The sequence below is a fragment of the bacterium genome, assembly GCA_030704665.1.
Classification (GTDB): Bacteria; Patescibacteriota; Microgenomatia; order Woykebacterales; family RBG-16-39-9b; genus JAUYID01.
The window spans coordinates 1-9,864 of the sequence record JAUYID010000001.1; the positions used below are offsets into that span (position 1 = coordinate 1).

Sequence of the window (9,864 nt, forward strand, 5' to 3'; positions counted from 1 at the left end):
GCGTTGACCACGTCGGCTAAAATCTCGGTGTCTCCCTCTGACCATCTTCGGCCGATGACCGAATCGGAATCCATCATCCTTGAAGACCGAGATGAAATGTTTTCGATCGGTTCGTGGTGACCCCGAAGACTGTTGTCTGAATAGGGAAGGAAAACCGTCGCCGTAGTATTGGCCACTCCCGCTGATGTCTCGATCGCCAATCCTAATGAACCGTTGCGTGAAATATCTATACTAATGTTAATCACCCCCTTTCAAAAAAAACTAATATTTTCCCCAATCTCCCTAATCTCCCTAATAACCCTACGAAACTGACGCTACCAAATCAAAACAATCGATCTGCACCTCCAAAACCCGCATATCGAGTTCCCTGTTCGAAAATGACGCATCGTATCCCGCGGGCCTAGCATACTTGCAAGTTCCCGAAAGCGTCGTGTTCAAATCCAAATGGGCGATCAGCTCGTCCAAAACCGAAATGGCGATGGTTTCCGCCTGAGATACTCCCTGTCCTTCTTTTGACTGTTCCTGATAAACCCTAATCCAAAAACTGTGCTTCCTTAGATTGTGGGCGATGTCGGCGTACTCCCCTTCCCCCGATTTTAAAGTCAGGGTGGCGAAGGGATACTTGCCCAAAGGATTTCCCGTTTCAAAGGCGAACGCCCCCTTGAGAGTCCCCATGGCGTTTAAAGACGCCAAAAGTTGTGTCTTAATCGCGACAACACTCATACTTTAAAAGTTTTAGTTTCCCTTCCCGCCATATATTGGGCGGCCACAATGTTTAAAAAATTCTGGGCATGTTTGACCATCTGCACCTGAACCCAACGATAAGTCCGCAAAACAAAAGGGTTGGAAGGATACCCTGCGTTTTGGATTTTTCGGGCGATTAGAAAAGCCACGCTTTTGGTATCTCCTGCCCCTACTGTTTGTGCCCACTCTTGGATTTTTTCTATTGGTGGCCTTCTTTGGGTCATTCTGTGTCTTGTCTCCTGATAAAATCCGTATTCCACATCGGGATAGATAATGCGGTCAGTTAAAAAAGAACCTAATCTATCGATTTTAATATTCGCCCTCAATCTTCCTGTCGCCTCGGGTGCCTCCTGGGTCATTTTAACCAGCGTGTCCGTGGCTGCTTTGTCCAGCATCTTGGTTCTCTCAGGGATAATGCTTCGAACGACTTTATTTAACCCGTCCACCACTCCTTCATCAATAAATTTTATTCCTAGTAGCATCTATTCTCCCGTCTCAAACTCCGTTAATAAAAGTTCTATGTGGGGTTCCATGTCCGGCGACATCCAGTTTTGCTTTCCCTTCACAAACAAAACCTCCCCCGTCTGCTGAACCACCAACTTATCTCCCTCCAAAATCCCTGAAGCGGTCGTAAACCCGATATAGGTTTGTCCAAATACTCCATCAGCCATAACCACATCCTCACTCCCCGCTGGCTGGAGGTTAAGAGCAATATTTGCCAAAGGAGAATAAGCCGCATAAGATTCTTTCGTCGTCGACCCGCTATCCAAAGCGAGTCTGTGTATATCTACTACCCTATCGAGAATTAAACTCAATTTTTTCTCCTCTCCCTAATATCCCTCATCTCCCTTATTTCCCTAAAACCATCCGCTGGCTATCTTATACCTCGAAAGTAGATTTTCGGCGTCAAGTACTAAATCTGACTTTCCGTCCTTCCTTTCTGCCCATCTTTTAGAAATCCTTCCTTGGGTAATGGCGGTTAAGCCTTCTTTATTGGCATGGCGCATAAAAGTATCGGCAGCCAAGTAAGTCGTGGCCAATGCAATATCTTTGGGAATAGTAGTATAACCTGCGATGTAGCTCATTTTGGTGTACCAGCGGGAAAATTTGATTGCGGAGAAGCTGGCGATAGAATAGGAGGTCGAGGAAATGGTCAACTCGAAATTGGGATAGACGATGCAGTTCCCCGGGGTCGGTAAAATGTATTTGGTGTTACTGTCGGAATCGGTTAAGGTCAAGGAAAAGGAGTCTGTACCCTTCCAAAGAGCCAAGGCAGAAATAGAGTTAATCGGTCTCTTACGGGGATAAACCACCAAATTCAAATCCCCATCCACCCGGGCATCTTGGGTCTCATTCGATATTGATTCTGACCAAATCCCACTGGAAGTAGTAAAACCCAAAAAATTATCAACATAATTTTCGGCGGCAGAAATCCAACTATCTATTTGTGTTGAGAAAGATGAATCAATCGTAACAAGCAAAAGATTTTCAAGATTTGTTTCTGTGCAATAATTTTTATCGCTTGCCAAAGCATTCTCCTTTCATTTAATTAGCTCCCATATAAAGATAGGCTGATTTATTCAAATAAGTTTCGGTTCCCCTATGGCATTTATCACAAAGAGTACGGTTATTTTTTATATCCCAAAGAGCCTCACAATTAATAGCATCTTCTAAAGACTGAATATTATATTTTCTTAAAAAATAAGAAAATGGTCGTGGCCAGTGATCGACATGTAGTTTTTTCCCTCTTTGGCCACAAAATTGACAGGTATAATTATCTCTTTCAAAAATAGTTTTTCGCCATAATTTATATTCATAGGAATGGCGAACCTGAGATTGAATGTCGGTAATTCCACCTTGCCAGTTCCAATGATTTTTACCCTTTGAGTAACTTCTATCTAACCCTAAGTTCCTACAGTTATTAGAACAAAACAATTGTTTTTCTATTAAAGCAGGCTTTGCATAAAAATCATTTTTACAGTATTCGCATTGTTTTATAATTCCTGTCCTCTTTTTGTATTGATTTTGAACTTTAACCCCGCACGAAACAGAACAATATTTAATACCCTGTTTTATTCTATAAGAAAAAGTCTTAAATTCCTTACCACAATTTTTACATATAAAAGGAACATCTGGTTTATATGGATGTTTTGTTTTCCAATCCTTTTCCCTTTTTTCTGTATGCAAATTAGCGCATTTGAGACATCTTTTTTGTCTTGACCATGTTCGTGAAGCAATTTGTTTACAATCACAACAAATGATTTCTCTTTCTTTAAATTGGAAGTTTTTCTGTGACAGAATCATTTTTCTTCTAGTTTCTAAAGACCATTTTCTTCCCGTTCGTGCTTGATTCATACAAAATCGAGAACAATATTTAGCTCTTCCTACTTGGTAAGGAAATATCTTAAATTCTTTCTGGCATTGCTGGCACTTTAACTCTATCTTGGCGATATTACCCTCCTTTTAGATATTTCCCCAATAACCCCAACATCCCTAATCTCCCCAATAAGTTGCTAGTTCTTTCTGTTGGACTCGGGAAAGAACTCACCAAGCCCAACAACAACCTATACTATAGGTTAAGCTAACGTACAAAATTCCAACTGCATCGGCTCTCCCCATACCCTCAAGGCCAAAGCCTCAAGAATAAAGCTGATGTACGAGAAATTACCCGATGGTACGTCGACCCTCGAAACTGGAATCAGTTCGCTGATGTCAATGTAAGATTCTCCCCCTGGAGATTTCTCCGTCAAGAGAAGTCCTCCGTAACCGACGAATCGGCTAGGTTTGATATCGAAGATTGACTGAGTGACTGGATTGACCAAACGGCTCAAAGCGAATCCGCCCGTTATCCCTGCCACTTCGTTTTGCGTAACTACCGCTCTGTGAATGCCTCCAGAATGCTCCAAATCGTCGGCCAAAGCCTGAATCTGCAGCGCTGAAGCCAAAAGTAGTGTCGGATCTCCGCCTCGAGTGTAAAGCGTTCGACACCACGCGCCGACTCCTGATGCGGTGATAAACGCGCAGTTACCGGAATTGGTGGTAATCTGCTTATTCAAACCGTCAAACTCCAACGCGGAGTTTGCGAGGTCTCCCGCGATCAAAAGTTCCTCTTCGCCGAGCATCAACTCATACATTTTCGGTTGTTCTCTTGAAGTCTGCATGTCGGGTTGACCGTCGCGACCTTTGGATGCGGCCAACGCCAAACCTCCGACCTCTAGCTTCCTACCTAAAAGTTTGTAGGCGGCGAAAGAATCAGAATAAGTTTGGGTGGTCTCCCCTGGTGCTCCCGCGTCCGCGAAAGCGATGGCAGTTCCCGTGCCCGCGTCCACGTTGGTTGAAGGATGACTCTTCGAGTGAAGCGCCGAAGTCATCTTTTTCCACTCAGCAACCTGACCCTTTCCCTTGGCTCTCGGGATTCTGTTTCTCACTGGAGTATCTATCGGAACGAGAAACTTGATTTTCTCGTCTAGGTTCTCGGGAGAGAAAACAGACCTAGTTTGCGCGGAATGGGTGAAAGTCGCGGTTGTTTCTGCCGCTTTCAAAATCTCTTGTCTGATTTGCTGTAAAGCTTCGTCAATAAACTTATTGTCCATATTGTTTTCACCTCCTTTCAAAAGAGAATGTTTAGATTTTTACCAAGTCAAGCTTGGCTTAAAGAATCTAGAAACTTCCCATCAGTTGACTGACAGTTTTGAGAAATTAGGCTTGCAGAAGACTGTTTTTTTCGGCAATCAATTCGAAAGCCTTTTCCCATTTCTTCTCCTTCTGGTAGCGATCCAAATAGGACTTTTTCATTTCCTCCAGCTCGTTGAGTTCCTTTTCTATCTCCTCGAGTCGGGGACTGGAATTGTCCGCCTTAACCTTGGATACGACTTGCCCGGAAACGACTTTGGAAGGAGCTGGCTGTTCTTCGAGTTTGTTGACTCGACCGTCCAGCTTGTCTAATCGCTCGTTGAGAGATTTTTCAAACTTCTCCAGCTTGTCAGAAATCTTAACCAAGACCTCCGAGGCTTTAGCGATTTCCTCCGCCCCTTCTGGTGAAGCATCTTCCTCAACCACGTTTGACGTGGCAGGTGCTTCCTCCTCTACGGGAGCTTTCTCGGCTCCGCCTTCAGGAACTGCTTCTTCAGAAGCTGCTCCTTCAGCAGAAGCGGAATCACCTTTTTTTAAGGAAGCTTCGATGGCGTCGAGTTTTTCCATAACTTGTTTTACCAAGTCAGAAACTTTGTCTCCCTCGGCAACCTCTTCAGAAGCTTCCTCGGCTTTGGCTTCCCCTTCGGGGGCAGCTTCTGCTTCCTCGACTACTTCTTCCTTTTTCGGTTCCTCCACGGGATCGGCGTCATCGGCTTTGCCTTTGTTCTGCGCCATTTTGCATTTCTTGCCCGCTTCTGACATATCCATGCCGTCCTTCATGTTCTGTTTTACGCAGTCCATGTATGCGGCTTTGTCGGAAACGTCGGCTTTGTCGGCCTGTTTCTCCAACTCCTCATCGCTTACAATTTCGGTAGTACTTATTGTCTTTTTTATCATGTTTTTTTCACCTCCTTTCAAAACATCATCCATTTCTTCTATCTTTTTTCCCATAATTGAATTATGACAAATGGCAATAGAGTGAGATTTTCTTTCTTTGTGGTCGGGATACTTTGACTGCATTTTCTTGTCGGACATGAGATCCGAAACGCATCTCTCCATAGATCTTGTTTTTTCTCCCGCAGGAATTCCTGAATATGGCATTCAATCTCCCTTCTTTCCCTAATCTCCCCAATAACCCTAATTTCCCTAATCTAAACCAATAAAAAACACGGCTACTTGCGTAGACCGTGTCGTTAAGTTTCTCCCAACCTTACCTGTTGGTTTTACAACACCTGTGGCAATTATAAAAGATTGACTTCGGTATTGTCAAGTTTTATAATGGGGTTAAGGATTTTTTGAAGCTAAAATGCCTTTCAAAGATTTGCAAAAAAGAAAAGAATACGGAAGAAAATACCATTTTTCTTGGTACTCAAAGCATCGTGAAGAAAAGTTAGTCTATCGAAAAGCCCGCCGAGAAAAGGATCGGGAAATTTATCGGAAGTGGTCTCTCAATAAAAAAAACCAAGAAAGAAAAGAAAAAATTTCCTCTGGTCGAATATATAAGCCGAAGATTGTTTTCTCGAGTCGCAAGGGGGTTATTTGATTTGTCTCGAGACGACGCCGTCGATGACAGATTCTGGCACAGAAGACGGAACAACCTCTTCGACAGAAATATCCTCTACAATATTTTCTTCGGGAATAACTGGAGGTTCGGGCGGTGTTGTTTTTTCCTCCTCGACCTCGTATGTGTCTTTTTTGGGCATTTTCGCCTCCTTTCGGTTAACCTAAAACTTTCTTTAAGTCCTGAAAATAACCATCTTTCCAATTGTTGTCCACGTATTTTTTGATGTCGGGAGTTTTTTCCTCGATCTTTCCCGCCTTGGGAATCATGGTCAGTTTCTGCATTTCTTCGGGGTCATACCCGTAAAGAATATCCTCGAACTTTTTCTTGTCATCGCCCATCAAAATCTTGGCCGCCAACTTCTTGAGGCTGGTCAGGGCGTTGGAAAGTTCGATTGTTGACCTGCCTTCGGCTTGGAACATATTCAACATCATTCTAATGTCTCTGGCCAAATCCAAAAGATGCCCCGCGTCCATCACCGAATAATCCTCGGGTTTAGGGGATGCTGCTTTATCGTTCATGGCTTTTCCTTTCTCGTCGAATTTTACCATACTGAAGACGGCTTCGGGATTGGCGGGTCGGTCGACGAGGGAAATTTCCGACAATTTCAAAGCCTTGATCCTGTTTTTGACCGAACTCAAAACTTTCCCCCCGATGGAAAATCCCGCGTAAACCCCTTCTTTGACTTTCTTCCAGGCGTTGTCGTCAACCACTTTTCCTTCGATGTAGAGACCCTTTTTGTCGATACTGGCATAAATAGTCTTACCAACGGCTGATAATTGATGCATTTCGCGGATATTGCCATAGCGAAATTTTCCAGTCGTAGGGTCGACGTCTCCCAAATATCCAGGAAGAGCCTTAGCAATGGCCTCTATTTCAACAATTTCACCTTGACTGTCTAAAGCCTCAGAAGAAGCATAGCCTGAAACTAGTCTCTGGTCTTCGTCTTTTTTCGTGAATGCTATAAATATTTTCAAATCATCCATATTTTATCCAATCGTCGTACTGGTCGATGTACTCATTGACGTGCTGGTTGATGTCGATGTTGTTATACTGGTCGAGCTACTCGTTGTCGTGCTGGAAGTAGAGGTCGATTGTGAAGTTGAGGTACTCTGGGTTGTACTTGAGCTAGTGGTAGTTGAACTGGTGGAAGTTGATTGGGAAGTTGAAGTACTTTGAGATGTACTTGAGCTGGTAGTCGTAGAACTCGTCGATGTAGAAGTACTCTGGGTCGTAGAAGTCGAACTCGAGGTGGTGGTGGATGAAGTTGAAGTGGATTCGGTCGTGCTTGTGCTCTGAGAGGTCGAAGAAGAAGTACTTTGAGTTGTTGAAGTTGAGCTACTAGTCGTGGTACTACTCGTTGATGTAGATTGGGAAGTTGAACTACTGGTTGTAGTGCTACTGGTGGATGTCGTGGTTGAAATCGTCGTCGAACTTGAGGTCGAGGTCGAGGTCGTTATCGTCGTTGAAGTCGAGCTTGAGGTAGTCGTAGAAGAAGTAGTTGTTGAAGTGGAAGTGGTACTTGTTTCCCCAATCAAATCGTAGATGATCCTCATCCCGTATTGAATTGAGGCACTTCCTGCGCAAGTGACATTGATCTCGTCTCCCATAGCAAACCAAAGGTCTTGGGGAGGAATAAAAAGATATCCCGTATCGCCTGCCGAAAGTGTAGCTGAATCCAAAGTAACATTATATTGGCTTCCCAGTCTGGAAATTAAAGTGACAGTTACGGGTTGAGTCGGGGTTGAAGCAAATTTGATGGAAATATGGTTGAGCCTGAAAGAGCCGTCGATATTGGTGGTGTAGTTGATATTCCCCGTTGCCGTGGCGACATCTTCCTTAAAAGTCGGCCCCGGATCGACCCGTACCTTTCCTTCCCGGGTGACGGTCGCCGATCTTTCCGCTCCTGAATATTCTTCCTGATAAACCGCTATATTGCTCATTTTAGCCAATAAAAAAAGCCGACCACAAAAAATGTGATCGGCAAAATTACTACCCTTTAGTCCTTGCCCTAGTAACAATGATAATACCAACAATGACGATTTGTCAATAAGGAGAATGGCTAAAAACTATATCAAAAGTGGTCATTATACTATAAGTCTATGGGTCTACGATTCCCGCCTTTTCCGTATACGGTCTATTCTGGCTCGTAATTATTCCCGTCTGGTCATGATATGGTCTGGCTTGAGTTCCGTGTGGAGTCTGAGGCGTAATAATACTCCCCTTTTGGGTTGTAATCAATATTGTCGCTAAAGTCGTAGTCGTAGTTGAAGTCGAGGTAGAAGAGGATGTCGTAGTGGAAGAGGTAGAAGTACTGATACTGCTTGAGGTAGAGGCGGTTATCGAGGTTGACGTACTTTGGGTAGTGCTTGTGGAAATCGTAGTTGAGCTACTGGTTGAACTTGAGGTAGTAGTTGAGGAAGTCGAGGTAGTTAACGAAGTAGACGTGCTACTGGAGGTAGTAGTAGAAGAGGTCGAGGTGCTCTGAGTGGTAGAAGTAGAACTACTCGTGGTCGTCGAGCTGGTGGAAGTACTTTGGGTAGTCGAGGTAGATAAACTGGTACTGGTTGATTTGGTTGTGGAAGTCGAAGAAGACGTAGTGGTTGAACTCGTACTTGTGCTTTGAGTCGTACTGGTGCTAGAAGATGTCGTCGTAGAGCTGGTGCTCGTCGATTTTGTAGTAGAGGTTGATTGGCTGGTAGTAGTAGAGCTCGTGGAGGTAGACTGGGTAATGCTCGTGCTTGTGGAGGAAGAGGTGGTTGTACTACTGGTCGAAGTGGATCGTGTTGTACTGGTGGAACTCGAGGTTGTGGTGGAACTGGTTGAGGTCGAAACGGTCGTAGTGGTCGAAGACGAAGTCGTAGTGGAGGAGGTAGAGGAAGAAGTGGTCGTGGAGGACGTCGAGGTTGTCATCGAAAAAGTGGTGCTGGTGGAAGTGGACTGGGTCGTTGAAGTGGAGGAACTCGTAGTCGTGCTACTAGTCGAAGTGGATTTTGTCGTACTGGTACTTGTCGATTGAGTGGTGCTTGTGGAGCTGGAAGTGGTCGTGCTGGAGGTCGATGTGGATTTTGTAGTGGAAGTACTAGAACTGGTGGTCGTACTCGAAGTACTCGTGCTTTGGGTAATGGAAGTGCTAGAAGAAGTCGTTGTGGATGAGGTCGAAGTTGATTTCGTTGTGCTTGTAGAAGAGGAAGTCGTGGTACTACTAGTGGAAGTGGATTTTGTGGTACTGGTGGAAGATGAGGTAGTTGTACTACTCGTGCTGGTAGATTTTGTGGTTGATGTCGAACTGCTGGTGGTCGTTGAACTGGTAGAAGTACTTCGGGTGGTGGAGGTTGAACTACTCGTAGTTGTTGATGAAGTGGAGGTCGAAACCGTTGTACTTGTTGAACTCGAGGTGGTGGTAGATGAGGTTGAGGTAGAGCGAGTGGTTGAAGTGGAACTGCTGGTAGTGGTACTTGAGGTTGAGGTACTTCGGGTCGTCGAAGTGGAGGAACTGGTGGTGGTTGAGGAAGTTGACGTAGACTGGGTGGTAGAAGTGGATGAGGAAGTCGTTGTTGACGATGTACTCGTGCTTTGGGTGGTACTGGTGCTACTGGATGTGGTGGTAGAACTTGTCGAAGTGGATTTAGTTGTTGAAGTCGAAGAACTTGTAGTCGTGGAAGACGTTGAGGTAGATCGGGTTGTACTGGTTGATGTAGATTGAGTAGTACTCGTGCTTTGGGTGGTGGAAGTCGAACTACTGGTTGTCGTTGAGCTGGTGGAAGTTGATTGGGTGGTGGAAGTACTACTCGAGGTCGTCGTGGAGCTGGTTGAGGTTGATTGCGTAGTAGAGGTCGAACTTGAGGTTGTGGTCGAGGAAGTTGAGGTAGATCGGGTTGTTGAGGTGGAACTTGAAGTGGTCGTTGAACTAGTGGAAGTACTCT

Annotated in this window: 18 protein-coding genes; 8 read left to right on the forward strand and 10 right to left on the reverse strand. The window is 44.7% G+C overall.

The window, feature by feature from the left end; all coding sequences use genetic code 11:
• The 8 genes from Q8P13_00005 to Q8P13_00040 form a co-directional block, all read right to left on the reverse strand.
• Positions 1–245 (reverse strand): hypothetical protein (locus Q8P13_00005; GenBank protein ID MDP2670842.1); only part of this gene is annotated, 245 nt, incomplete at its 3' end.
• Between the two features lie 55 nt (positions 246–300).
• The gene (locus Q8P13_00010) at positions 301–723 is read right to left on the reverse strand and encodes a hypothetical protein (protein ID MDP2670843.1); all 423 of its coding nucleotides are present in this window, start codon (positions 721–723) and stop codon (positions 301–303) included.
• Positions 720–1,226 (reverse strand): hypothetical protein, encoded by a 507-nt coding sequence (locus Q8P13_00015; protein ID MDP2670844.1) that lies wholly within the window; start codon positions 1,224–1,226, stop codon positions 720–722. The genes Q8P13_00010 and Q8P13_00015 overlap by 4 nt, the downstream gene beginning before the upstream one ends.
• The gene (locus tag Q8P13_00020; protein ID MDP2670845.1) at positions 1,227–1,559 is read right to left on the reverse strand and encodes a hypothetical protein; all 333 of its coding nucleotides are present in this window, start codon (positions 1,557–1,559) and stop codon (positions 1,227–1,229) included.
• Between the two features lie 42 nt (positions 1,560–1,601).
• A complete protein-coding gene (locus tag Q8P13_00025) occupies positions 1,602–2,273 on the reverse strand; it encodes a hypothetical protein (protein ID MDP2670846.1) in 672 nt (223 codons plus the stop codon).
• Between the two features lie 16 nt (positions 2,274–2,289).
• Positions 2,290–3,099, reverse strand: coding sequence for a hypothetical protein (locus tag Q8P13_00030; GenBank protein MDP2670847.1), 810 nt, complete (start codon positions 3,097–3,099; stop codon positions 2,290–2,292).
• A 221-nt stretch (positions 3,100–3,320) separates the two neighbouring features.
• Complete coding sequence (locus tag Q8P13_00035) at positions 3,321–4,337, reverse strand: hypothetical protein (GenBank protein MDP2670848.1); 1,017 nt, start codon at positions 4,335–4,337, stop codon at positions 3,321–3,323.
• A 106-nt stretch (positions 4,338–4,443) separates the two neighbouring features.
• Entirely contained in the window at positions 4,444–5,328 is an 885-nt protein-coding gene (locus tag Q8P13_00040; protein MDP2670849.1) for a hypothetical protein, read from the reverse strand.
• A 355-nt stretch (positions 5,329–5,683) separates the two neighbouring features.
• On the opposite strand from Q8P13_00040, the gene Q8P13_00045 reads away from it, so the two are divergent.
• A complete protein-coding gene (locus tag Q8P13_00045; GenBank protein ID MDP2670850.1) occupies positions 5,684–5,920 on the forward strand; it encodes a hypothetical protein in 237 nt (78 codons plus the stop codon).
• Here the strand turns inward: Q8P13_00045 and Q8P13_00050 are convergent.
• Both Q8P13_00050 and Q8P13_00055 read right to left on the reverse strand, forming a co-directional pair.
• Positions 5,913–6,080 (reverse strand): hypothetical protein, encoded by a 168-nt coding sequence (locus Q8P13_00050; GenBank protein ID MDP2670851.1) that lies wholly within the window; start codon positions 6,078–6,080, stop codon positions 5,913–5,915. The two genes, Q8P13_00045 and Q8P13_00050, sit on opposite strands and share 8 nt — an antisense overlap.
• A gap of 16 nt (positions 6,081–6,096) precedes the next feature.
• Positions 6,097–6,915, reverse strand: a complete 819-nt coding sequence (locus Q8P13_00055) for an XkdF-like putative serine protease domain-containing protein (GenBank protein ID MDP2670852.1) — start codon at positions 6,913–6,915, stop codon at positions 6,097–6,099.
• Between Q8P13_00055 and Q8P13_00060 the strand changes: the two genes are divergently transcribed.
• The 7 genes from Q8P13_00060 to Q8P13_00090 all read left to right on the forward strand — a co-directional run.
• Positions 6,893–7,117 (forward strand): hypothetical protein, encoded by a 225-nt coding sequence (locus Q8P13_00060; GenBank protein ID MDP2670853.1) that lies wholly within the window; start codon positions 6,893–6,895, stop codon positions 7,115–7,117. The genes Q8P13_00055 and Q8P13_00060 overlap by 23 nt on opposite strands.
• Positions 7,118–7,285: 168 nt before the next feature.
• Positions 7,286–7,483: a hypothetical protein gene (locus Q8P13_00065; protein ID MDP2670854.1), complete on the forward strand. Its 198-nt coding sequence runs from the start codon at positions 7,286–7,288 to the stop codon at positions 7,481–7,483.
• A 751-nt stretch (positions 7,484–8,234) separates the two neighbouring features.
• Positions 8,235–8,426 carry a hypothetical protein gene (locus tag Q8P13_00070; GenBank protein ID MDP2670855.1) on the forward strand — a complete coding sequence of 64 codons (192 nt, stop codon included), beginning with the start codon at positions 8,235–8,237 and terminating at the stop codon, positions 8,424–8,426.
• Positions 8,427–8,564, forward strand: a complete 138-nt coding sequence (locus Q8P13_00075) for a hypothetical protein (protein ID MDP2670856.1) — start codon at positions 8,427–8,429, stop codon at positions 8,562–8,564. It abuts the gene before it with no gap.
• Positions 8,565–8,573: 9 nt separating this feature from the next.
• Positions 8,574–8,957 (forward strand): hypothetical protein, encoded by a 384-nt coding sequence (locus tag Q8P13_00080; protein ID MDP2670857.1) that lies wholly within the window; start codon positions 8,574–8,576, stop codon positions 8,955–8,957.
• 3 nt (positions 8,958–8,960) lie between these two features.
• Entirely contained in the window at positions 8,961–9,644 is a 684-nt protein-coding gene (locus Q8P13_00085) for a hypothetical protein (protein MDP2670858.1), read from the forward strand.
• Positions 9,645–9,653: 9 nt separating this feature from the next.
• A partial coding sequence (locus Q8P13_00090; protein ID MDP2670859.1) for a hypothetical protein occupies positions 9,654–9,864 on the forward strand: 211 nt, incomplete at its 3' end.

Coding starts and splice junctions, on each gene's coding strand:
- Q8P13_00010 (MDP2670843.1), bottom strand. CDS start 723: ATGAGTGTTGTCGCGATTAAGACACAACTTTTGGCGTCTTTAAACGCC.
- Q8P13_00015 (MDP2670844.1), bottom strand. CDS start 1,226: ATGCTACTAGGAATAAAATTTATTGATGAAGGAGTGGTGGACGGGTTA.
- Q8P13_00030 (MDP2670847.1), bottom strand. CDS start 3,099: ATGAATCAAGCACGAACGGGAAGAAAATGGTCTTTAGAAACTAGAAGA.
- Q8P13_00035 (MDP2670848.1), bottom strand. CDS start 4,337: ATGGACAATAAGTTTATTGACGAAGCTTTACAGCAAATCAGACAAGAG.
- Q8P13_00040 (MDP2670849.1), bottom strand. CDS start 5,328: ATGGGAAAAAAGATAGAAGAAATGGATGATGTTTTGAAAGGAGGTGAA.
- Q8P13_00045 (MDP2670850.1), top strand. CDS start 5,684: ATGCCTTTCAAAGATTTGCAAAAAAGAAAAGAATACGGAAGAAAATAC.
- Q8P13_00050 (MDP2670851.1), bottom strand. CDS start 6,080: ATGCCCAAAAAAGACACATACGAGGTCGAGGAGGAAAAAACAACACCG.